The sequence below is a fragment of the Gottschalkia purinilytica genome (assembly GCF_001190785.1).
Classification (GTDB): Bacteria; Bacillota; Clostridia; order Tissierellales; family Gottschalkiaceae; genus Gottschalkia_A; species Gottschalkia_A purinilytica.
On sequence record NZ_LGSS01000001.1, the window covers coordinates 124605 to 148635 of the forward strand.

At 29.4% G+C, this 24031-nt stretch carries 20 protein-coding genes, 1 riboswitch and 2 other annotated features; of the genes, 4 read left to right on the forward strand and 16 right to left on the reverse strand.

The window, feature by feature from the left end; all coding sequences use genetic code 11:
• Position 1 precedes the first annotated feature (1 nt).
• The 6 genes from CLPU_RS00660 to ilvC form a co-directional block, all read right to left on the reverse strand.
• Positions 2-1360 carry a CCA tRNA nucleotidyltransferase gene (locus tag CLPU_RS00660; RefSeq protein ID WP_050353708.1) on the reverse strand — a complete coding sequence of 453 codons (1359 nt, stop codon included), beginning with the start codon at positions 1358-1360 and terminating at the stop codon, positions 2-4.
• A 94-nt stretch (positions 1361-1454) separates the two neighbouring features.
• The gene (locus CLPU_RS00665; protein ID WP_050353709.1) at positions 1455-2927 is read right to left on the reverse strand and encodes a methyl-accepting chemotaxis protein; all 1473 of its coding nucleotides are present in this window, start codon (positions 2925-2927) and stop codon (positions 1455-1457) included.
• Positions 2928-3296: 369 nt separating this feature from the next.
• The gene (locus tag CLPU_RS00670) at positions 3297-3755 is read right to left on the reverse strand and encodes an NUDIX hydrolase (protein WP_050353710.1); all 459 of its coding nucleotides are present in this window, start codon (positions 3753-3755) and stop codon (positions 3297-3299) included.
• Between the two features lie 269 nt (positions 3756-4024).
• The gene (ilvB, locus tag CLPU_RS00675; protein ID WP_050353711.1) at positions 4025-5686 is read right to left on the reverse strand and encodes a biosynthetic-type acetolactate synthase large subunit; all 1662 of its coding nucleotides are present in this window, start codon (positions 5684-5686) and stop codon (positions 4025-4027) included.
• Positions 5687-5714: 28 nt separating this feature from the next.
• Positions 5715-7376 (reverse strand): dihydroxy-acid dehydratase, encoded by a 1662-nt coding sequence (gene ilvD / locus CLPU_RS00680; RefSeq protein WP_050353712.1) that lies wholly within the window; start codon positions 7374-7376, stop codon positions 5715-5717.
• 34 nt (positions 7377-7410) lie between these two features.
• Complete coding sequence (gene ilvC / locus CLPU_RS00685; protein ID WP_050353713.1) at positions 7411-8403, reverse strand: ketol-acid reductoisomerase; 993 nt, start codon at positions 8401-8403, stop codon at positions 7411-7413.
• Positions 8404-8538: 135 nt separating this feature from the next.
• Positions 8539-8799: a binding site (T-box leader), on the reverse strand.
• 573 nt (positions 8800-9372) lie between these two features.
• Positions 9373-9613 (forward strand) — a binding site (T-box leader).
• Between the two features lie 47 nt (positions 9614-9660).
• On the opposite strand from ilvC, the gene cimA reads away from it, so the two are divergent.
• From cimA to leuB, 4 genes are read left to right on the forward strand one after another with little or no spacing between them, the layout of a single operon-like run.
• Positions 9661-11283, forward strand: coding sequence for a citramalate synthase (gene cimA / locus CLPU_RS00690; RefSeq protein ID WP_082154006.1), 1623 nt, complete (start codon positions 9661-9663; stop codon positions 11281-11283).
• A gap of 28 nt (positions 11284-11311) precedes the next feature.
• Positions 11312-12571: a 3-isopropylmalate dehydratase large subunit gene (gene leuC, locus CLPU_RS00695; RefSeq protein ID WP_050353714.1), complete on the forward strand. Its 1260-nt coding sequence runs from the start codon at positions 11312-11314 to the stop codon at positions 12569-12571.
• A gap of 19 nt (positions 12572-12590) precedes the next feature.
• Positions 12591-13073 (forward strand): 3-isopropylmalate dehydratase small subunit, encoded by a 483-nt coding sequence (leuD, locus tag CLPU_RS00700; protein WP_050353715.1) that lies wholly within the window; start codon positions 12591-12593, stop codon positions 13071-13073.
• Positions 13074-13101: 28 nt separating this feature from the next.
• A complete protein-coding gene (gene leuB / locus CLPU_RS00705) occupies positions 13102-14169 on the forward strand; it encodes a 3-isopropylmalate dehydrogenase (protein WP_050353716.1) in 1068 nt (355 codons plus the stop codon).
• Positions 14170-14461: 292 nt separating this feature from the next.
• On the opposite strand, the gene arsM is transcribed toward leuB, so the two are convergent.
• The 10 genes from arsM to aroA form a co-directional block, all read right to left on the reverse strand.
• On the reverse strand, positions 14462-15079 hold the full coding sequence (gene arsM / locus CLPU_RS00710; RefSeq protein WP_097677518.1) for an arsenite methyltransferase: 618 nt from the start codon (positions 15077-15079) through the stop codon (positions 14462-14464).
• Between the two features lie 140 nt (positions 15080-15219).
• The gene (locus CLPU_RS00715; RefSeq protein ID WP_050353717.1) at positions 15220-15504 is read right to left on the reverse strand and encodes an ArsR/SmtB family transcription factor; all 285 of its coding nucleotides are present in this window, start codon (positions 15502-15504) and stop codon (positions 15220-15222) included.
• Between the two features lie 132 nt (positions 15505-15636).
• The gene (locus CLPU_RS00720) at positions 15637-17466 is read right to left on the reverse strand and encodes a DUF2207 domain-containing protein (RefSeq protein WP_050353718.1); all 1830 of its coding nucleotides are present in this window, start codon (positions 17464-17466) and stop codon (positions 15637-15639) included.
• Positions 17467-17548: 82 nt separating this feature from the next.
• Positions 17549-18166, reverse strand: coding sequence for a DNA-3-methyladenine glycosylase (locus CLPU_RS00725; protein ID WP_050353719.1), 618 nt, complete (start codon positions 18164-18166; stop codon positions 17549-17551).
• A gap of 160 nt (positions 18167-18326) precedes the next feature.
• Positions 18327-19238, reverse strand: coding sequence for a homoserine O-acetyltransferase MetA (gene metA, locus CLPU_RS00730; protein ID WP_050353720.1), 912 nt, complete (start codon positions 19236-19238; stop codon positions 18327-18329).
• A 63-nt stretch (positions 19239-19301) separates the two neighbouring features.
• A riboswitch (SAM riboswitch) is annotated at positions 19302-19403 on the reverse strand.
• A gap of 83 nt (positions 19404-19486) precedes the next feature.
• Complete coding sequence (gene aroQ, locus CLPU_RS00735) at positions 19487-19921, reverse strand: type II 3-dehydroquinate dehydratase (RefSeq protein ID WP_050353721.1); 435 nt, start codon at positions 19919-19921, stop codon at positions 19487-19489.
• Positions 19922-19925: 4 nt separating this feature from the next.
• The gene (locus CLPU_RS00740) at positions 19926-20447 is read right to left on the reverse strand and encodes a shikimate kinase (protein ID WP_050353722.1); all 522 of its coding nucleotides are present in this window, start codon (positions 20445-20447) and stop codon (positions 19926-19928) included.
• A 37-nt stretch (positions 20448-20484) separates the two neighbouring features.
• Entirely contained in the window at positions 20485-21642 is a 1158-nt protein-coding gene (pheA, locus tag CLPU_RS00745; RefSeq protein WP_050353723.1) for a prephenate dehydratase, read from the reverse strand.
• A complete protein-coding gene (aroC, locus tag CLPU_RS00750; RefSeq protein ID WP_050353724.1) occupies positions 21642-22730 on the reverse strand; it encodes a chorismate synthase in 1089 nt (362 codons plus the stop codon). Before aroC ends, pheA begins: the two co-directional genes overlap by 1 nt.
• Positions 22708-24012, reverse strand: a complete 1305-nt coding sequence (gene aroA, locus CLPU_RS00755; RefSeq protein WP_050353725.1) for a 3-phosphoshikimate 1-carboxyvinyltransferase — start codon at positions 24010-24012, stop codon at positions 22708-22710. Before aroA ends, aroC begins: the two co-directional genes overlap by 23 nt.
• Positions 24013-24031 lie beyond the last annotated feature (19 nt).

Below are 24031 nucleotides of genomic sequence, written 5' to 3' on the forward strand. Positions count from 1 at the left end.
TTTATTCCTCTTTTCCAATTAAACTATCTATATCTATTTCTTTTACCAATTTAAATAACTTATCTTTATTATTGAGACTAGGATCTTCTAAAACTTTATCTAATAAATATTTAAGTATTTCGCCTATTACTTTCCCTTGAGAAAATCCTAATTCCATAATATCATGACCATTGATTTTTAAATCCTTAAAGCTTAGAGGTTCTTTTTTATTTAATATCTCCTCGTATCTATTTTTAAACTCACATATTTCATTAAAATCTCTGCCTTCTTTAGTACCTTTTCTATCAGCAATTTGCAACTTTAATAAATCTTCTATATTATTTAATCCTACTTTGTTTATAAATTTTTTTACACTCTTATCTTTTTCAAAATTATATAAAGACATATGATATTCCACAAGTATTTTTACTGAAAGTATTGTATCATTATCAAATTTAAGACTTCTAAGTATTTTTTCAGAAAGCTCTTCTCCTATCTTAGCATGACCATAAAAGTGTCCTATTCCTTTTTCGTCAGTTGTAAAACATTTTGGTTTTCCTATATCATGTAATAAAGCAGCCAATCTTAAATTTAGTTTTGGTTCTGTATTATCTAATACACACATAGTATGCTCAAATATATCTTTATCATGATTTGGATTTTTCTGTTCAAACCCAATACATTCTTCAATATCTGGTATAGTATATTTTAATAAATCTAATTCTGACAACATTCTAATTCCCGTAGAAGGTTTATCTGATAACAAAATCTTTACAAGCTCTTCTCTTATTCTTTCTTTACTTATATTCTTAAGTAATTCCCTTTTATTATGCATTGCATCAAAAGTTTCATTATCTATATTAAAATTTAACTTAGTAGCAAATCTAACTCCTCTAAGTATTCTAAGTGCATCTTCTTGAAATCTTTCATATGGATCTCCAACACATTTTATTAAGCTCTTTTCTAGATCTTCTATTCCGCAAAATAAGTCTATAAGTCCATCTTCATCATTATACGCTAGTGCATTAATAGTAAAATCCCTACGTTTTAAGTCATCTTTTAAATCTCTTGTAAATTCAACTTCACTAGGTTTTCTATTATTTATATACTCTTTTTCTGTTCTAAAAGTAGTTACTTCAAAAATTTTGTTATTTACAATAACACTTATAGTTCCGTGTTTTATACCTGTAGGAATAACTTTAAAATTTTTGAATATATTAAGCATTTCATTAGGAGTTGCATTCGTACATATATCCCAGTCTTGAGGAATTTTCTTTAACAAATAATCCCTAACACAACCTCCTACTATATATCCTTTATATCCTTTGCCTTTTAATGTATCTAATATTATTTTAACTTCTTCTGGATAAACAATTTTCATTTTGCTCCTCCTAGCATGAATATATACATAGTATATCATTGTTTTTTGATATTAAATAGAAAATACTTTACTAGTTTACTAGTAAAGTATTTTTTTACTCTTTTATTTCATTTTCAAGCTTATTAGATATACTATCTATTTCCTCTATACTGCTAACTACTTCTTGTATTCTAATATTTTGTTCCGTTATACCTGCTGTTACTTCTTCTATAGATGCTGAATTCTCTTGAACTGAACTTGATATACTAAGCATTTGTTCTACTATATTCTGTGAGTTTTCTTTTAAAAGTTTAATCATATTATCCATACTTTTAGCTTGATCTAGTACATTTATATTATTTTGACTTATCTCTTCGAATACTTTTTCTACATCATGTGTTGTATCAATACTTGCTTCAAAGGATTCTTTAACATTATCTACTTTACTTGTTACTTTCTCTGTCTTATCTCTTACTTGTTCTAGTATTACAGATATTTCTTCAGTTGAGTGTTTTGAGTTTTCTGCTAGTTTTCTTATTTCTTCAGCTACAACAGAAAAGCCCTTACCTTCCTCACCTGCTCTTGCAGCCTCTATAGCTGCATTTAATGCAAGTAAGTTTGTTTGCTCCGCTATTTGATTTATTGTGTTTAATATACTGCCAATTAAATTGGACTGTTCATTTAGCTCTTTGAGCATTTCTACAGTTTCTTTTATATTTTCATTAACTTCATTCACTTCTTTTTTTAATATATTTATTTTTGAATTTCCTTCATCAGTTACTATAGCAGTAGCTTTTGTTAAATCAGACATATTATTTGAAGCATTTGATATTACCTCAACTTCTTCATTGCTCATACTTATATAGTTATTTATATCTGTTATATTATGGGCCTCAGATTCTATACTAGATGATATATAAGAGAATGTATTTGTTGTTTCTTTAGACATGTTCTCTACAATATTAGCATTTTCTTTCAGATTATTACTAAACTTTCCTAAAACTTCTACTGTTTCTTTTACTTGTTTAAATAGTTCTTGCATTTTTTCTTTATCATTCTTGGATTCTAAATTTTTTTCATTTAACTTATCTGTTATTCTTTTAGCTACATTATTTTGAACAATAAAAATTGTCGTAACAAGTACCATATATAAGTTAAGAATTACTAATTTCTTTGAATCTAATCCCGGAAACATGCTAGTCTTATATGTAAAATAAAAATAATTTGTAAATATAATTCCTATTATTCCTGAAACAGCTATTAGCTTAGGTTGCTGATATATGGTTATAATTCCCATGCAATAATATAAAAGCAAATAGTTGCCGGTATGAGGATTCGTTTTAATAATTAAGAAACATAATAAAAATACTCCTACAATTGTTATATATCTTACTTTATCCTCATAAATTTCTTTATAAGTAAAAATTGTAGTCAAGCCAGCAGTAATTATTCCTACAACAACTAAAGTTATTATAGTTTTTATAGGAGCTTTACTTATTATATCTACTAAAACTCCTAATGCTAATGAAAACCACATAAGTTTAACAATAATCCTATTCTTTTCTCTATAAGTGTTTTCTACAGACACTTCTACTCTACCTCCAATATGTGTTTTTGTAATTTAATGTTATTTATTCTATTTATTTTATTATTTTCCTTTTTTTATTTTATATTTCTGCATATTTAGTCATTTTGTACTAAGTATTATGTAGAATATATAGTAAAATGTATTACATATGTTTCAAACTTTGTTCTTATAACGTTAAAGCTATTTCTATTAAAATTTAACTCATTAAATAATTCTATAACAATGTTAAAGTAGTATAAATATAACTAATAATAAATATTTCAGAAATATTTATTATTAGTTATATTACTTTATAAAAATTCTTTTCTTAATAAATCCATCATTATGTAATATTTAAGTTAGTTTTATATATCATAATCAATGTATTATTTAATAAAAGACAACTTCTTCCTTAACAAGCTTTCCATCATCGTATATCAATTTCCCTGAAAATAATTTATTTTTACTTAACCAGCTTAGAAACACTCTATCTCCTTCCCACATATTTAATTCATTAACTAAATTATCTTCTATCCATTCTAAATCTCCTTCATCAGATTCTGTAAGCTCCCCTTCGAATTCATTAGCTGTATATAGAAACATATACCAATCCTCATCATCTTTAAACTTAGGAAAAGTAAGTATCCCTCTAAGTACTGGTCTTTTTATAGTTAAACCACTTTCTTCCTTGACCTCTCTAATAATACAATCTTCAGGAGATTCTCCTAGCTCCATCTTTCCTCCTAATCCTACCCATTTTCCTTCGTGAACATCATTAAGTTTTTTATTTCTATATAACATAAGTGTTTTTCCATCATTTTTTACATAGCACATAGTTGTAAGTTTCATATTAATTTTCCTTTCTCTTGTATGTTTTTATCTTTCTATATATTAATACACATTCATAGTAGCTTTAAAAATTAATAATAAATCTATTAATTTTTTATACTATTCATTATTGATATAATCTATCTTAATACAAAAATATGTAAATATTTCATAAACTCTTATAAATAAATTTTTAGTTAATAAATATTATTTTTCTTTATCACTTTACCTTACTTGTAGAAATATAAAGACTGGTTTATATAAACCAGTCTTTTATAAAAAAGTATTTATTATTTTATTACTAAATCATTAATAGCTTTTCCAGGTGGAACTATAGGATATACACCTGAATTTTTATTTATTAAACATTCTACTAAAACAGGTCTATTATTATTAGAAACTTTATTAAGAACGTCACTTAAACTCTTTATTGTATCTACTCTATATCCTTCTATTCTATAAGCTTCTGCTAGTTTTAAGTAATCCACTTCGTCTCCTAAATCTGTTTGTGAATATTTTTTATCTTGGAATAAATTCTGCCACTGTCTAACCATACCAAGACTACTATTATTAAATAATAGTATTATAATAGGTAAGTTATGTTTCGTAACAGTAGCTAACTCATTACAATTCATTCTAAAGCTACCATCACCAGTAACAAGTATCACTCTTTTTTCTGGATTTCCTAGTTGTGCACCTATAGCTGCACCTAATCCGAAACCCATAGTTCCTAATCCTCCAGATGTTATAAATGTTCTTGGTTCTTTAAAGTTCCAGTGCTGAGCAGTCCACATTTGATGTTGCCCTACATCTGTAGATACTATAGATTCACTTCCTAAAACTTCACAAGCTACATTTAAAATGTTCTGTGGTATGAATTCATCATCATTTATTTCTTTTTGATGTTTCCAACTCTCTATTTGATCTAACCATTCTTGTCTATTTTTATCTTCTATACAATTTATTAGTTCATTTAATATAATTTTGACATCTCCAACTAAAGAAATATCTGCTCTTATATTTTTAGATATCTCTGTTTCATCGATATCTATATGAATTATTTTTGATTTTGGAGCAAATTTATCTGGATTACCTATTACCCTATCACTAAATCTAGCTCCTATAGCAATAATTAAGTCACTTTTATTAACACTTAAATTAGCTTCCTTTGATCCATGCATACCTACTAATCCTAAAGACAGTCTATCTTTTCTATCAATTGAACCAAGACTCATTAGAGTATTTACTATTGGTATGTCTCCCTTATTAGAAAAATTTTGAAGTTCCTTAGACGCATTAGAAATGATGATACCTCCACCTGCATATATAACAGGTTTTTGAGCTTTATTTATCTCATTAGCTATATCTTTTAATGCTTCTTCCTGAATAGCTACCTTTTCTTCATTATCAGTTTTATCAATTTGATCTTCTTTTTTGTATTCGGCATAACTAAGGAACACATCTTTAGGTATGTCTACAAGTACAGGACCAGGTCTCCCATTTTTAGCTATTTGAAATGCTCTTCTCAAAGTATCAGCTAATTTTTCAATACTTTTAACAAGAAAATTATGCTTTGTTATAGGTATAGTAACACCAGTTATATCGATCTCTTGAAAAGAATCTTTACCAATTAAATTATTAGCAACTTGCCCTGTTATTACTACCATTGGAACAGAATCCATATATGCATTAGCTATCCCTGTTACAGTATTTGTAGCTCCAGGTCCTGATGTAGCAATACAAACCCCTACTTTACCTGTTACTCTAGCATATGCATCTGCAGCATGAGAAGCTCCTTGTTCATGAGATGTTCTAACATGATTAAAATGATCCATCTCATCATACAGAGCATCATATAAGGGGATAACTGCTCCCCCAGGATACCCAAATATTACATCTACATCTTGCTCTTTCAAACACTTTAATACTATTTGTGCTCCACTTAGTTTCAACCCTATCTCCTTCTTTCTTATATCGCTACTATTTTATTTTACAAACAGCTCCGTAAGATGCAGATGAGACTAGTTTTGAATATTTCGCAAGATATCCAGTTACTGATGGTTCTTTTATAACTAAATCTTTTCTTCTTTTTTCAAGTTCTTCTTCGTCAACAAGTAAATCTAGCTTTCCTTCTAAAATATCTATATCTATAATATCTCCGTCTTTAACCAGACCTATCGGACCACCTTCTATTGCCTCTGGTGATACATGCCCTATTGCAGATCCTCTAGTTCCTCCAGAAAATCTACCATCTGTTATTAATGCAACATCTTTATCCAATCCCATTCCTGCTAAAGCAGATGTTGGAGTTAACATTTCTCTCATACCTGGACCACCTTTAGGTCCTTCATATCTTATAATTACAATGTCACCTTTGTTTATTTTTCCACCTAGTATTTCTTCAACAGCATCTTCTTCACAATCAAATACTCTTGCTTTACCTTTATTCTTTAGCATATTTTCAGCAACAGCAGCTCTTTTAACAACAGATCCTTCTGGAGCTAAACTTCCCTTTAATATAGCTATTCCTCCTGTTTCGCTATAAGGCTTATCAATAGAAGCAATAATTTCATCTCCTATTTTTTTACTGTCTTTAATTATTTCACCTATAGTTACACCTGTTACTGTTTTTTGATCTAAATGAATAAGATCTTTTTTACTCAGTTCATTCATTACAGCAGAAATTCCACCTACTTCATTTAGCTCTTCTATATGGTATGGTCCTGCTGGACTTAATCTACATAAGTTTGGAGTTTTTTGACTTATATCATTAATCTTATCTAGATCAATTTTTACTCCTGCTTCAGTTGCAATTGCAGTTAAATGTAAAACTGTATTTGATGAACATCCTAACGCCATATCAACAGTAAGAGCATTTTCAAATGCTTTTTCAGTTAATATATCACTTGGTAGAACTTGATCTCTTACTAAGTCCATTATTTTCATACCTGCTAGTTTCGCAAGTCTTCTTCTTTCAGCAAATACAGCTGGTATAGTTCCATTTCCTGGCAAAGCCATACCTAATACTTCAGAAATACAGTTCATTGAATTAGCTGTAAACATTCCCGAACATGATCCACATCCCGGACAAGCTTTATCTTCTAATTCATATAGTTCTTCTTCTGACATTTTGCCACTTGTTACAGCTCCAACACCTTCGAACACTGTTATTAAATCTACTTTTTTCCCATTATGTTTACCAGCTAACATAGGTCCACCACTTATTATTATGCAAGGAATATTTAATCTAGCAGCTGCCATAAGCATAGCTGGAACTGTTTTATCACAGTTAGGTATCAATACAAGTCCATCTAATCCATGTCCTTTTGCCATTATCTCTATACTATCTGCAATCAGCTCTCTACTAGCTAATGAATATCTCATACCTTCATGATTCATTGCTATACCATCACATACAGCTATTGTAGAGAATTCTAATGGAGTACCGCCCTCCATTAGAACACCTTTTTTAGCACTTTCTACTATGTCTTTTAAACCTATATGTCCAGGTACTAGTTCGTTGTATGAGTTTACAATACCTATAAAAGGTTTTTCAATTTCTTTTTGGCTAAGTCCTAAAGCCTTTAATAAAGATCTATGAGGTGCTTTTTCTACACCTCTTTTAACTGAATCACTTCTCATTAGTACCCTCTCCCATTTATTAAATCTATAAAATTTATTTCTTAATCCAAGACATCATACTTCTTAAGTTTTTACCTACTTCTACTATTGGGTGTTCAAGTTCTGCTTTTTTAATAGCATTAAATTGAGGTCTATTTAATTGGTTTTCTTGTAACCAGTTTCTTGCAAATATACCTTCTTGGATTTCTTTTAATACTTTCTTCATTTCTTTTCTTGTTTCTTCTGTTACAATTCTTCTTCCTATCATGTAATCCCCGTATTCAGCAGTATCACTTACACTATATCTCATTTTTTCAAATCCACCTTCATATAAAAGGTCTACGATTAATTTAAGTTCATGTAAACATTCAAAATATGCGATTTCTGGTTGGTATCCAGCTTCAACTAATGTATCAAAACCTGCCTTTACAAGTTCTGTAGCTCCTCCACATAATACCGCTTGCTCACCAAATAAGTCAGTTTCTGTTTCTTCTTTAAAAGTAGTTTCTAAAACTCCTGCTTTTGTTCCACCTACACCTTTAGCATAAGCTAATGCTATATCTTTAGCTTTACCTGTATAGTCTTGATATACTGCAAATAATGCTGGTACTCCAAAACCTTCTTCATAAACTCTTCTTACTAAGTGTCCAGGTCCTTTAGGTGCAACCATGAATACATCTACATTATTTGGAGGCACTATTTGACCAAAGTGAATATTAAATCCATGAGCAAATGCCAATGCATCTCCTTCTTTTAAGTTTGGTTCAATAGACTCTTTATAAACTGCTGCTTGCTTTTCATCTGGTAAAAGAATCATAACAACATTACTTTGTTTAACAGCTTCAGCTACTTCTGCTACTTGTAATCCTGCACTTTCAGCTTTTTCCCATGATTTACTTCCATTATATAATCCTACTATAACGTCTAATCCACTTTCTTTTAAGTTTAAGGCATGAGCATGTCCTTGACTTCCATATCCTATAATTGCTACCTTTTTACCTTTTAATAAATCTAAACTTGCATCTGAATCATAATACATTCTTGCCATTTTAAAGTTCCCCCTTAAAGTTAAATAATTTTTTTATTTATATCAACTAACTTCCAATTGTTTATGTATGTTAGTTATTAGTTTTTTTAATTTTGGGTTTAAAAAAAATCTTCCGTCCTCTATAGATATACAATCTATAGGGACGAAAGATTTGCTTCCGTGGTACCACCCTATTTCACACCTTCACAGATGTCTCAACATCAGATCAAAAGCTAATTAGTATCTTTTAATCCTATCTATATAACGGTAGCAGCCGGCCTAATCTACTAAGATATTTCTTTTCAAATAGGCAATTCAGGAGTGATCATTATATACCAGTATTAACACTAACTTTCAGCAAATGTTAGCTCTCTGTAGTTAATAACAAAGTACCTTTGTCTCCATCATAATATTTTTAATATTCAAACTTAATATTTTAAATATTCAGAATTTATCTTTTTAATATTAATGTTCATTATACATTTAAGCATATATGTTGTCAACAATATTTTCTTTTAAATTACTATTTTTTTTATAACTAAAGTATACAGCGTATAATCAAGCGCATATTTTGAAACATAAACTTGTAATATGTAAAAATATAGTTAGTAATATTAAGTACCTATATGACATGTTTATTTAAAAGTATTATATTTATGAATAAATATATTTAAAGATTAATAATAATTTTAAAGATCGATCTTAATTAATTTATTGAATTACTTTGTAAATTAGACCAAAACTATTTATATTGCTAATTTTATTTTAATTTATTTTAAACGATAAATATATATCAGTAAACATAATTTTATTAAAAGTTAATATAATCTAATAATTAGTCTAATAATTTATTTATAATTTTTTATTTTTTCTTTAAATTTATTTAGTTTTTTCTATTGACATTAAATAGATTACTTGATAGAATACAAAATAATTTAATTTTTCTGAAATTCTAACATGTTAACTCATAGATATTAAATTAAAATTGTGATAAATGCCAAGAAGGAGAAAGGTATTTTATTTTAATAGTCACAGAGAGTCGGTAATTGCTGAGAGCCGATACTGTTAGTAATATGCGAATCACTCCTGAGCAGTATCTTCCAAAAGTCTGCACTTAGTAGTTGATACCGGTTAGCTTCGTTAAAAGCTTTAGGTTTGATAGAACTGAAATAAGTGGTGTCTTTTTCGACACAATTAAGGTGGTACCACGGGTCTTAAGCTCGTCCTTTGTATATTAGCAAGGACGGGCTTTTATTATTTTATCAAGGAGGGTTTGGTGTGGTTAGAGATATAAAAATCTTTGACTCTAGCTTGAGAGATGGAGCTCAAGGAGAGGGCATATCCTTTTCTGTTAAAGATAAGATTAAGATTGTTAAAACATTAGACCAGCTGGGTGTTAGTTATATTGAAGCTGGAAACCCTGGCTCTAATTCAAAAGATTTAGAATTTTTCGAAGAATTAAAAAATATAGAACTAAAAAACTCTAAAATAGTAGCATTTGGAAGTACACGAAGAAAAGGAATTAGAGTTGAAGATGATAAAAATGTAATTGCTTTATTAACGGCTAATACTTCTGCCGTAGCAATATTTGGAAAGAGTTGGGATTTCCACGTTACAGATATAATAAAAGCTACATTAGATGAAAATCTTGAAATGATTGAAGATACTATAAGATTTTTTAAAGAAAAAGGTAAAGAAGTTACTTTCGATGCTGAGCATTTTTTTGATGGATATAAAGCTAATCCAGAGTATGCTCTATCTGCTCTTAAGGCTGCTGCAAAATCAGGTGCTGACTATTTAACTTTATGTGATACTAATGGTGGTTCTTTCCCTAACGAAATATATGAGATAACAAAAAAAGTTAAGGAATGCTTTCCTAATGTAAGTCTTGGAATTCACTGTCATGATGACTGTGGAATGGCTGTTGCAAATTCTATAATGGCAGTTGAAGCTGGTGTCACTCAAATTCAAGGTACTTTTATAGGGTTTGGTGAGAGATGTGGAAATACTAATCTTTCTACTGTAATACCAACTCTTCAACTAAAGAAACATTATAACTGTATTCAAAAAGATCAGATATCTAATCTCACTTCTACAGCAAGAAGCGTTGCAGAAATTAGTAATCTGGCTTTACTTAATAATACTCCTTATGTTGGAAGCAGTGCTTTTGCACATAAAGGTGGAATGCACATAGATGGAGTAACTAAATCTTCTGAATCTTTTGAACATATAAATCCTGAATTGGTTGGTAATCGAAGAAGATTTTTAATGTCAGAAGTTGCAGGTAGAAGTAGTATATTATCCTCTATACAGAAAATAAACAAAAATATAACTAAAGATTCTCCTGAAGCACAAAAAGTAATAGATGAACTTAAGCGCTTAGAGCATTTAGGCTATCAGTATGAAGGAGCTGAAAGTTCATTTGAATTAGTTGTAATGAAAGTTTTAGGAATGTATACTCCTAAATTTGAAATAGATTATTTCAAAACCATAGGTGAACATTCTGTAATTGGAGAAGAATTTAACTCCTCTAGTATCGTAAAGGTTAGTGTAGATGGTAAGGAAGAAATTACTGCTGCCCAAGGAAATGGTCCAGTTAATGCTTTAGACAAAGCTCTAAGAAAAGCTTTAGAGGTTTTTTATCCTGAACTTAGAGATGTCTATTTAACAGATTATAAAGTTAGAGTTTTAGATACTGAAAATACTACTTCTGCTAAAGTTAGAGTAATAATTGAATCTACAGATGGCAATAAAACTTGGAGTACTGTTGGAGTATCTTCCGATATTATAGAAGCAAGTCTTATTGCTCTAAGAGATTCAATAGAATATAAATTAATAGCTATAAAAAGTAAAAGTACAAATAATAATCTTATTAATCAAGTAAATGAAATAATAATTTAAAATTATATTATAATAGGAGGTTTTGATTATGGGTATGACAATGACACAAAAAATATTAGCTGCTCATGCAGGTCTAGATAGCGTTAGAGCTGGACAATTTATAGAGGCTAAACTTGACTTAGTTCTAGGAAATGATATTACTACTCCTGTAGCTGTAAATGAATTTAAAAAACTTAACTATGATTGTGTTTTTAATAAATCAAAAATCGCAATAGTTCCTGACCACTTTACGCCTAATAAGGATATAAAGGCTGCTGAACAATGTAAATATATCCGTGAATTCGCTAAGGAGAAAGAAATAGAAAACTTCTTTGAAGTTGGCGAAATGGGTATAGAACATGCTTTAATCCCTGAAAAAGGATTAGTAGTTCCTGGAGATACAGTTATTGGAGCTGACTCTCATACTTGTACTTATGGTGCATTAGGTGCATTTTCTACAGGTATAGGAAGTACTGACATGGCAGCTGGTATGGCAACTGGTAAAGCGTGGTTTAAAGTTCCTAGTGCTATTAAGTTTAATCTTACAGGTAAACCTCAAGGATATGTAAGTGGTAAAGACGTAATCCTTCATATTATAGGTATGATAGGTGTTGATGGAGCACTTTATAAATCTATGGAATTCGTTGGTGAAGGGCTTAAACACTTATCAATAGACGACAGATTTACAATAGCTAATATGGCTATAGAAGCTGGTGCTAAAAATGGTATATTTTTAGTTGATGATATAACTTTAGAATATGTTAAAGAACACTCTACCAAAGAATATACTGTTTATGAGCCAGATGCAGATGCTGAATATGATGAGGTATATGACATAGATTTAAGTACACTACGTCCTACAGTTTCATTCCCTCATCTACCAGATAATACTCGTACAATAGATGAAGTAGGAGATATTGATATAGATCAAGTAGTTATTGGTTCTTGTACAAATGGACGTATTTCTGACTTAAGAGTAGCTGCTGAAATATTAAAAGGTAAAAAAGTTAAAAAAGGTGTAAGAACTATAGTATTCCCAGGAACTCAAAAAATATATCTAGACGCTTTAAGAGAAGGTCTTATAGAAATATTTATAGAAGCTGGTGTTAGCGTAAGCACTCCAACTTGCGGACCTTGTTTAGGAGGTCATATGGGAATACTTGCAAAAGGCGAAAGAGCCGTTGCAACTACAAACCGTAACTTCGTAGGTAGAATGGGCCATGTTGAGTCAGAAGTATATCTAGCAAGTCCAGCAGTAGCTGCCGCATCTGCTTTAACTGGAAAAATAACTAATCCAGAAAACTTATAATATTTTAGGAGGAATAGACATGAAAAAGACAGGAAAAGTTTTTAAATATGGTGACAACGTAGATACAGACGTTATAATCCCTGCAAGATACTTAAATACTTCAGATCCTAATGAGTTAGCTAAATACTGTATGATAGATATAGATGAAGATTTTATTAAAAATGTAAAAAAAGATGACATCATAGTTGCTAATAAAAATTTTGGTTGTGGTTCTTCAAGAGAACATGCTCCTTTAGCTATAAAAGCAGCTGGAGTATCGTGTGTTATAGCAAAAACTTTTGCTAGAATATTCTACAGAAACTCTATAAATATAGGTTTACCTATATTAGAATGTCCTGAAGCTGTTGATAAAATAGATGCTGGTGATGAAATCGAAGTAAACTTTGTAGAAGGTAAAATAACTAACCTAACTAAAAATGAAACTTATCAAGCTGAACCATTTCCAGAATTCATGCAAAAACTTATTAGTAAAGATGGATTAGTGAATTATATAAAAAAATAATAATTTAGATAGCTTAGGAGGAATAAACATGAATTATAATATAGCTGTAATCCCTGGCGATGGTATAGGTCCAGAGATAGTTGATGAAGCTTTAAAAGTTCTTAATAAAATAGGTGAAATTTATGGTCATGAATTTAAATATACAGAAGTATTAGCTGGAGGAATTGCTATAGATGAAACTGGTAACCCTCTTCCAAATGAAACTGTAGACGTTTGTAAAAAAAGTGATGCTGTTCTATTAGGCGCTGTTGGTGGACCTAAGTGGGATACACTTCCTGGACATTTAAGACCAGAAGCTGGTCTTCTTAAAATAAGAAAAGAATTAGGTTTATTTGCTAATTTACGTCCAGCATTACTTTATAAAGCCCTTAAAGATGCTTCTCCACTAAAACCAGAAGTAATCGGTGACAGTCTTGACATATGTGTTGTTCGTGAATTAACTGGAGGTATCTACTTTGGAGAAAGAGGACGTTCTGAAGATGGTCAAAGTGCATATGATACAGAGTCATATTCAGTTAAAGAAATAGATAGAATCACGAGAGTTGCATTTGAAATAGCCAGAAAAAGAGGAAATCTTGTCACTAATATAGATAAAATGAACGTATTAGAAAGCTCTAGATTATGGAGAGAAACTGTTCTTGAAGTAGCTAAAGATTATCCTGATGTTACTTTAAACCACTTACTAGTAGATAATGCTGCTATGCAGTTAGTTCGTGACCCTAAACAATTCGATGTTGTGGTTACTACAAATATGTTTGGAGATATATTATCAGATCAAGCTAGTATGTTGACAGGATCTATAGGAATGCTTCCATCTGCTAGTTTAGCTGAAGGTAAATTTGGATTATACGAACCAAGTCATGGTTCAGCTCCAGATATTGCAGGACAAAATAAGGCTAACCCATTAGCTACTATTCTTTCTGTAGCTATGATGCTAAGATATTCATTTGACCTTGAAAATGAAGCAAAAGCTATTGAAACTGCTGTAGAATCTGTATTAGATAATGGGTATCGTACAGGAGATATTTATAGCGAAGGGTGTAAGCTAGTTGGTTGTAAAGAAATAGGTGATTTAGTAGTAGATTACCTAAAATAATGATAATAGCTTTAAATAAAAAACAGCAAGGATTTTTAAAATCCTTGCTGTTTTTTATTTATAAGGTTAAAGTACTTACCGTCAATAAAAGAAGCTATATTTTCAAGTCCACTATTTATAATTACTTAGTAGCTGTAATGTACGCTGACATAATATACTCATCTACTTTTAAATTATGTCCCCACTTTTTAGCATATTCTTCTGATACCTCTTTAGTATCAATATTTATATTCTTAAATCCAGAATTTTCTAAAATTCTTCTTAAGTCTTCAACTGAAGAAGCTCCAGTTACTCATCCACAGTATAATTTTTCATCATTTTTCATCTCATCTGTTAACTCATTTATAAGTATGACATCTGATATAGCGATTCTACCTCCAGTTTTAAGTACACGATATGCTTCATTATACACTCTTTGTTTATTAGGAGATAGATTTATAACACAGTTAGATATAATTACGTCTACTATATTATCTGCTACAGGAAGATTTTCGATTTCTCCTAATCTAAATTCTACATTCTTGTAGTTACCTTTTACTATATTTGATCGGGCTTTGCTAATCATTTCAGGTGTCATATCAACACCAATAACATGTCCATTTTCCCCCACTTTATTAGCTGCTAAAAAGGAATCAAATCCACCTCCACTTCCAAGGTCTAAAACAGTTTCTCCTTCTTTTAAGTTTGCTATTAACTGAGGATTTCCACATCCAAGTCCCATATTAGATTCTTCTGGTACAGAAGTAATATCTTTTTTAGAGTATCCTATACTAGTAGATACTTTACTTGCAGATGCTTTTAATTTAGGTGCTCCACCGCAACAGCTTTTTTTAGATTTAGATTCTACTGCAATATTTTTATAACTTTCTCGAACAGATTTAATTATATTATCTTTTTTTAAATCATTCACTTATATCCATCTCCTTTTTATGCTCATTTATTTTATACTATAACCATCCATTTTATTTATTTCTTATTTAAACTATAAAAGTATATATTTTTTAACTTTAATATGACATAGCGTTAATTTTACAATATCTATTAACTCTTTTAGTCATTGGTTATATTACTTAGTTCCTCGATCATACCTATAATATCTAAAATCTTTCTATCTAAGATACTATAATGTATCCACATCCCTTCTTTTCTAGCTTTTACGACTTTAGCTTCTCGTAATATTCTAAGGTGTTGTGACAAATTTGATTGACTAAATTCAACATCTTCATTTAATTTACAAACACAAAGTTCACCATCGGCTAATTTTTTTATTATTTTTAATCGTATTGGATGGGCAAGTGCTTTTAAAAGTTTTATCTCATTTTCTATTTGACTCACCTCTTTTACTATATAAGCATTTCCTAATATACTTATATAGTATACTAAAAATAAAATTATTTCAATAAAAAAACTCTTTCCTAGATTTGTTATTCATCATAACCATTGCTAGAAAAGAGCTTTTATTTTTACTTAAAAACCACCAGCACCGCCTCCACCAGCGCCACCAGTTCCTCCTCCAGTGAAACCTCCTCCAGAACCTGTAGATGGCGATATGGTAGATTCAAATGATGAGTTTATACTTTTATTAAAATCACCATTATTACCAAATATAATATACCAGTATAGCCAACTGTTAGTAAAGACTTGTTGCTTATATGAATTTTCTTCCTTTATATTAAACTTATCTACAATATCTTTATTTAAACCCAATGCTATAGAATATACAATAGAAAAATCTAAAGAATACTTTAATATATCTTCTATGTTCTCACTACCATTTAAGCTTTGAATGTATATTTTGAATTTTTTCCACTTATTATATTCTATATATCCTTTATCACTTTTTCTTCCTATAAGATACGAGCTGTACATTATTCCGTATATAGATAATATTAATAATACAAATCCACTTAAAGCATTATAAACTAATGCAATTATCGATATTACAATGAATGAGACAAAAATTATTAATAGTTTTGTTCCAATTTTTTTTGCTTTTTTATCAAAGTATTCTTTTCCGTAAATAGAGTTTTTAATTATATCTTTCCATTTATATATTTTTTCTTCTAGATCACTATCTTTCTTTTCTCCATATTTTTTTATTTTTTTAGTAGTTACAAATGTCCCATTACCTATATCATTAATCAGTAAATTCATAAAATATTTTTCATGCTCTTTTAATTTATCATCTATATCTTTTATTTTAGTTATTTTAAAGTTTTGTATTTCTTCCTTATCCTTATCTTCCTTGTCAATATATTTATCTTTTCCTTCTTGTCGTATTCTCAAATACCCTTTTCTACACAAATCAAGTATAGTTGCCATAATGCTATCTGTAGAAACATATTTATTCATTATGAAGCTAACTTCTGCTGGAGTATTATCTGTCATTTCATAGTTATTATAATCTAAATTTAATAAATTTCTATTTCTTTTAAACTTAAAAAAGCTAATAAATAACGTTATTATGGCAAACCCACTTAATACAAAACTTATCTTATACAGTAATCTTCCTAGTTTTTTCTCAACTTGTTCTTTTCTCTTAATATCCTCAGCATATGCTTTCTCTTCACTCATTATTTCATCATATTTATTCTTCTTGACTATATTACTAGACTGTTTCACGAACTCTTTTGGAAACAATATCCTTACTGTAACATTGTTATTATCTGCTATGTCTTCAACTTTTACTTTTATAAGGTTACCATCACCATAGTTTATTTTACCATTTAAAGGTCCATGCCCAAATATTTTTACATCTTCTCTATTAAATGAATATGGCAATTTAAGATTAATTCTAAGTTTTTCTATATGATTTTCATTCTCTTTTCCAATAAAGTTATAGTAAAGTTCTCCTGTGTCATTATATTTTATTGCCACATTTTTAATGGTATAACTAATCCTAAATGTCTTTGATTCATCTTCAGATGGAGAAAAAACTTTTACTCTATATTCATCTTTATTATTTTCTATTACATATACTCCTTTGTCTCCTTTAGATGCTCTGTCAACTTTTCTATACTCATAATCTTTTTTCCCAGAATCAATTTCTTTAACTTTTATATCTTCTATTCCAGATGTTTTATTTAAAAGTATATTTCTAAATACTCCATTAAAGTATTTAGAAAAGCTAAATGTGATATCTTCTTGTATATGTAAATCTCCATTTTCTTTTAGTCTAGAATCTATTCTCCAATTAGTTATAGTAAGAGAATCATCAGCTTTTACTACCTGCTGATATCCTAATAAAAATGTAAATATAAAGAATACTGAAAATATTACTTTCATTATTTTTTTCATAATACTTATTCCCCTTTTATAATGCATTGCTATATTTTAAAACAGTTAGATATTTTATATATTTTTCTATTTAAACTAATAATTATTTTACAGAAACATACTCGTTTCCCTTTATATAAAACCTCCATAAATAATCTTTAGCTTCTTCTGCATAGTCTATTCCTATACGCTTAGAATGTATTATATCAAACTTTTCTTCAAATTCTTGTTTCTTTATAAATATTTTATTTTCACATAGATCTTCTTTATTTAAACTTCTATCTATATTAAATGCCATACACAACTTACCAGGTCCATTAGTTAAATTTTTTATTTGCTTTTTATTTAACTCATTATAAGGCTTCTTAAATCTATTTAAAGCCATTTCATCTAATCCTTCAACAGGTTCCAATGCTCTTACTAGAACTGCTTCTGGTCTTCCTTCCTCTCTTGTAACTACATTAAAACAATTATACATTCCATATATAAGATATATATAAGCCACCCCAGGTTTACCATACATAACTTCTACTCTTGGTGTTCTTTTTCCTCCATAGGAATGTGCTGCTTTATCTATAGGCCCCATATATGCTTCTGTTTCAACTATTTTTCCTATTAGTTTCTTATTATCTACTTGATAAACCAATAGCTTTCCTAACAAATCTTTCGCTACCTCTATTGTATCTCTATTATAAAATTTTCTATCAAGTTTACTGTTCATTTTTCCTCCTTAAATTCTCGATATTTACTATATATTATAACTTAATAATCTAAAAAAATAATAAAATCTCTAGCTTTTCAAAATTAATATTAAATATTTGAAAAATTAGAGATTTATCATAGACATTATACTAAGTCTTAACTTTGTAAGCAAATAATTCTTAATCCAGTAAATATGGTGTTTCTTGATATACATAATAGTTCAACCAGTTTGAATATAATAGACTAGCATGACTTCTCCATCTTACAATAGGCTCTTTGTTAGGATCATCATTCGGAAAATAATTTTTTGGTATTTCCACGTTTTCTAGTCCTTTAGATGCATCTCTGTCATATTCTTTTTTTAGTGTAAAAGGATCATACTCTGAATGACCTGTTACAAATATTTGTTTACCATCATTAGTAGCAACTATATATACTCCTGATTCATCTGATTCTGACAGTATTTCTAACTCAGGTACATTTTCTATATCTTTTCTAAATACGTCTGTATGCCTTGAATGTGGAGCATAGTAAAAGTCATCAAAACCTCTCATAAGCTTATTTTTCTTATCGTTTACTTTATGAAGAAATACACCAAATATTTTTTTATCCACTGAATATTTATTAACTCCATAGTGATAATAAAGACCTGCTTGTGCTCCCCAACATATATGGAAAGTAGAAGTAACATTAGTCTTTGTGAACTCAAATATTCTCACTAATTCATCCCAATATTCTACTTCCTCAAATGGCATTTGTTCTACAGGAGCTCCTGTTATAATCATTCCATCAAATTTTTTATGTTTTATTTCATCAAAAGTTTTATAAAAACTTCCTAAGTGTTCTTTACTAGTATTCTTAGATTGATATGTTGCTGTATGCAGTAGTGTAATCTCTACCTGTAGTGAAGTATTTCCTAAAAGTCTAAGTAGCTGAGTTTCCGTTTCTATCTTAGTGGGCATAAGATTAAGAATTACAATTTTTTGTGGTCTAATATCTTGTGTTAACGCCCTTTTTTCTCCCATAACAAATATATTTTCATTAGTCAGTATTTTATAGGCTGGAAGTTCATTAGGTATTACTATTGGCATAGTTACTTCTCCTTTCTAAAATAAAAAAACTTCTTTCTGATGAAAGAAGTTTAATTTCTAATTCTCTCATCTTCTCGGTATCATATACCGCTGGATTTAGCACCATAGTATAAACTTGGTTGCCGGATTTCATAGGGCCAGTCCCTCCATCACTCTTGATGAGTACCATATTTATATGTCTATTGCAATTATTATATTAATAATATAAGCTTATGTCAAGATTTTTCTTAAAATTCTCAATCTTCAAACTATTTTTTTATATTATTTAATAATGCTAATATTGCTAATTCATATCCGTAAGTTCCAAAGCCACTTATTTGTCCAATACAAGCCGGTGCAGTAACTGATTTTCTTCTGAACTCTTCTCTCGCATGAACATTACTAATATGAACCTCTACAGTAGGAATATCTACAGATTTTAAAGCATCATATATTGCTATACTATAGTGTGTATAAGCACCAGGGTTAATTATAATACCATCATACTTCTCATAGGCATTATGTATAAAACCTACTATTTCACCCTCTATATTGCTTTGTAAAATATCTAACTTTATATTAAAATCATTCTCTTTACTTTTCAATATTGAACACATGCTTTCATAATTTTCTGTTCCATATATATTTTTTTCTCTTATACCAAGCATGTTTATATTAGGTCCATTTATTACTAGTATTTTCATTTTATTATTCATCTCCAAGAATATTATATTTAATTATGTCTATAAGCTTGTTAACAGCACAATCCATATCCTCATTATTTATTATTTCATAGTCACAGTAGTTTTTATATAACTTATATCTTTCTTCATATAGTTCATATACTTTTTCCTTACCATCTTTAAGCAATGGTCTCTTAGCTACATCTACATCCGAGATTATATCTTCAACAGGTCTATTTATAAATATAATTACACCATTTTCTTTTAGTATATTTATATTTTCAACTCTTTTTACTACTCCTCCTCCTGTTGATATAATTACAGGGTAATTTCTTGATACTTCTTTTACTGCTTTGCTTTCTATGTCTCTAAAATGCTCTTCTCCATTTTTAAAAATCTCAGATATACTTTTACCTTCATTATCGACTATATATTCGTCTATATCGCAAAATTTCACGTTTAATTTATCTGATAACAACTTTCCTATAATAGTCTTCCCACAACCTGGCATTCCAATAAGAACTATATTTTTATTAATATTTATCATAATTGGGACCTCCTAAGCGGTCTTTAGTATAAAATCTTTAAACATGACTTTTATAATTTCCTAGCAATTTAAAATATAGGCTATTTTTCTCTAAATCAGCAATAGCTTTTCTTAAGTTTTCATCTTTTAAATTACCTTCAAAATCTATATAAAAGAAATATTCCCAAGATTTATCTATTATAGGTCTAGACTCAATTCTTTGCATGTTTAAATTATTTTCAGCAAAGTAGTTTAAAGCACTATATAAAGCTCCTGGTTTGTGAGGTACAGACATAACTACACTTACCTTATTACTTTCTTCATCTATCTCTAGATTTTTACCTATTATAATAAATCTTGTATGATTATTGTTATTGTAATTTATACTAGACGCTATTATTTCTAAGTCATATAGCTCTGCTGCTTTTCTACTTGCTATAGCTGCTCTCTCTATTCTATTACTTTCTTTAACAAGTTTTGCACTTTCAGCAGTATTTCTATAAGGAAATAACCTCCAAGATGAACTAGTTTTTAAAAATTCACTACTTTGTTGTAATGCTTGAGGATGTGAGTAAATTTCTTTTATATCTTCTAATTTGCTTCCTTTGATTCCAAGTAAGTTATGATCTACTTTTACACTTCTTTCTCCTACTATATAAAAACCATATTTTCTTAGTAGATCACATACTTCAGAAATTCCACCTGTAGATGAGTTTTCTATAGGAAGAATTCCATAATCAACGTCCTCGTTTTTTAACTGCTTAAACACATCTTCAAATTCAGCTACATTGCATCTAGGAGTATTTTCTCCAAAATATTCTATAAGAGCTTGCTCACTAAATGCGCCAGGAACTCCTTGAAAACATACTTTTATATTTTCTTTTTTTTCTTTAATACTATTAAATATATTATATACACTTGATGATTTGTTATCATATTCATGTTCACAGAATATTTTCTTTGCTTGTATTCTTCGACTTATTGCCATTAATTCTTTATAAAACTCTTCCAATGCTTTTTCATACTCTTTATCTTTTAAGTAAGTTTTATTTCTACGAATAACTTCCTCTTCTCTAGAATTATCAAAAATAGGTTGATTGTTTTTTTCTTTATACTGAGCAACTTGTATAACTTTAGACATTCTTTCTTCAAAGAGTTTCGTTATTTCCTTATCTATACAGTCTATTCTTGTTCTAATATCATCAAGTTCATTCACTATATCTCCCCCTTTTCCATCATCAAATCTAATATAGTGATAGCAGAAACAGATTCTATAACTGGAACTGCTCTTTGAACTATACATGGATCGTGACGTCCATGAACTTCTAATTCTTTATTTTCCTTACTAGCTATATCTATTGTTTTTTGTTTTTTAGAAATAGATGGTGTTGGCTTTATAGCTACTCTAAATATAACAGGCATGCCATTTGTAATTCCACCAGTTATACCACCATTGTTATTAGTGTAGGTTTTAACTTTATCATTTTCTATAAAGTACTGATCATTTGACTCTGATCCTCTCATTTTAGTTATATCAAAGCCTACTCCAAATTCTACTCCTTTTACAGATGGTACTGAAAATAACATATGACTCAATTTACTTTCTACAGAATCAAAGAAAGGTGATCCTATACCTGCAGGTAAGTTTAATATAGCTGCTTCTATAATACCTCCTACTGAGTCTAAATCCGAGCTTGCATCTAATATAGCCTCTTTCATCAATTCTCCCTTTTCATCATTAATAACCGGAAAAGATTTATTAGATATCTCTTTTAACATATTAAAGTCAATATTTACAAAATCTAATTCATCATCACTTATATTCTCTATACATTTTATATGACTTCCTACTAATATATTCTTTTTATTTAGTATTTGTTTTGCAATTGCTCCAGCAAATACTAATGGAGCCGTTATTCTACCTGAAAAATGTCCGCCACCTCTATAGTCATTATATCCTGAATATCTTACATACCCAGGGTAATCTGCATGTCCTGGTCTCATAACATTCTTTATAGAGTCATAATCTTTAGAGCGCTGATTTGAATTCCATATTACAGCAGATAAAGGTGCTCCTGTTGTTCTATCATTAAAATATCCACTTAATATTTCGAATTGATCTGCTTCTTTACGTGGAGTAGATATGTTATTTTTACCTGGAGCTCTTCTTTGCATTTCTTTATTTATATAATCTAGATTTAATTCCACTCCTGGAGGTAATCCATCTATTACTATTCCTATTCCTTTTCCATGTGACTCTCCAAATATAGAAAGTCTTATGTTATTTCCCCATACTCCACTCATCTATATTTCCTCCTAACTTTTTAAAGTCATCCCAAAAGTTTGGATATGATTTTGTTACAGAATTGCTATTAGTAATTACTATAGATTCTTCACACTTTATGGAAGCTATTCCTAAAGCCATAGCTATACGATGATCATTCCAGCTATCTACAGTTACTCCTCCTTTTAACTTGTCTTTACCTTTTATTATGAGTCCATCTTCTAATTCCTCTATATCTGCACCTAATTTATTTAGTTCAGTAGCTGTAGAAGTTAATCGATCAGATTCTTTTATACGAAGTCTCTTTCCATTTATAATTTTAGTCGTTCCTTCACTTAAAGATGCAAGTACTGATAATACTGGTATTATATCTGGACATTGTGATGCATCTATAACTACTCCCTTAGTTTTTGAAGCCTTAACCTCTATTCCGTCTTCATATTCAGATATATTTCCACCCATCTCTCTTACTATATCAATAACAGCTTTATCTCCCTGCAAAGAACTTATGTCTAAATCTTTACATTTAATACCGCCAACTAATGTTCCTGCAACAATCCAAAATGCTGCTTGTGAGTAATCTCCTTCTACCTTATAATCTCTGCTTTTGTAAGTTTGATTTCCTTTTATGATAAACTCTCTATAATTATTATTTATTATTTCTATCCCAAATTTTTGTAAAATATCTATAGTTAAATCTACATAACCTTTTGATTCTAACTCAGTAGTTATAATAATTTTAGAATCTTCATCTAATACAGGTAGTGTAAATAGAAGTCCTGTTATAAATTGAGAGCTAACATCCCCTTCTATTTCAAATATACCTGACTGTATTTTCCCTTCTAACGTTAAAGGAAGCTTTCCATTATTATTCGTATACTTTAATTGTTGTTTGTCAAAAATATTATAATAAGTATCTAAAGGTCTTTCTACAAGTCTACCTCTTCCTGTAACTGTTATTTTGTCATTTGTCAAAGTTACTATAGGTATTAAAAATCTTATTGTTGAACCAGACTCTTTGCAATCTATGATTTCATTTTTCACTTCAAAATTTCTCGTCCCTCTTACAATAACTTTATTAGTACCAGTACTTGTATCTTGTTGTATGTCTAATATTTCAACACCTATTGATTTCATGGCATCTAAAGTAGCAATGATGTCATCCGAAAGAGCTATATTATGTATTTCACTTATACCTTCTGAAAAACTTGCACATATTATAGCTCTATGACTCATACTTTTAGAAGGCGGTATTGTAATTTCTCCATTTAATGTAGAAGGAACTATTTTTACATTATTCATTTTAAAACTCCTTTCTATA

What these genes read in the sequence shown, in the direction of transcription:
- CLPU_RS00660 (WP_050353708.1), bottom strand. Translation starts at nt 1,360, where the DNA reads ATGAAAATTGTTTATCCAGAAGAAGTTAAAATAATATTAGATACATTA.
- CLPU_RS00670 (WP_050353710.1), bottom strand. Translation starts at nt 3,755, where the DNA reads ATGAAACTTACAACTATGTGCTATGTAAAAAATGATGGAAAAACACTT.
- ilvD (WP_050353712.1), bottom strand. Translation starts at nt 7,376, where the DNA reads ATGAGAAGTGATTCAGTTAAAAGAGGTGTAGAAAAAGCACCTCATAGA.
- ilvC (WP_050353713.1), bottom strand. Translation starts at nt 8,403, where the DNA reads ATGGCAAGAATGTATTATGATTCAGATGCAAGTTTAGATTTATTAAAA.
- leuC (WP_050353714.1), top strand. Translation starts at nt 11,312, where the DNA reads ATGGGTATGACAATGACACAAAAAATATTAGCTGCTCATGCAGGTCTA.
- leuD (WP_050353715.1), top strand. Translation starts at nt 12,591, where the DNA reads ATGAAAAAGACAGGAAAAGTTTTTAAATATGGTGACAACGTAGATACA.
- leuB (WP_050353716.1), top strand. Translation starts at nt 13,102, where the DNA reads ATGAATTATAATATAGCTGTAATCCCTGGCGATGGTATAGGTCCAGAG.
- CLPU_RS00720 (WP_050353718.1), bottom strand. Translation starts at nt 17,466, where the DNA reads ATGAAAAAAATAATGAAAGTAATATTTTCAGTATTCTTTATATTTACA.
- CLPU_RS00725 (WP_050353719.1), bottom strand. Translation starts at nt 18,166, where the DNA reads ATGAACAGTAAACTTGATAGAAAATTTTATAATAGAGATACAATAGAG.
- metA (WP_050353720.1), bottom strand. Translation starts at nt 19,238, where the DNA reads ATGCCAATAGTAATACCTAATGAACTTCCAGCCTATAAAATACTGACT.
- aroQ (WP_050353721.1), bottom strand. Translation starts at nt 19,921, where the DNA reads ATGAAAATACTAGTAATAAATGGACCTAATATAAACATGCTTGGTATA.
- CLPU_RS00740 (WP_050353722.1), bottom strand. Translation starts at nt 20,447, where the DNA reads ATGATAAATATTAATAAAAATATAGTTCTTATTGGAATGCCAGGTTGT.
- aroC (WP_050353724.1), bottom strand. Translation starts at nt 22,730, where the DNA reads ATGAGTGGAGTATGGGGAAATAACATAAGACTTTCTATATTTGGAGAG.
- aroA (WP_050353725.1), bottom strand. Translation starts at nt 24,012, where the DNA reads ATGAATAATGTAAAAATAGTTCCTTCTACATTAAATGGAGAAATTACA.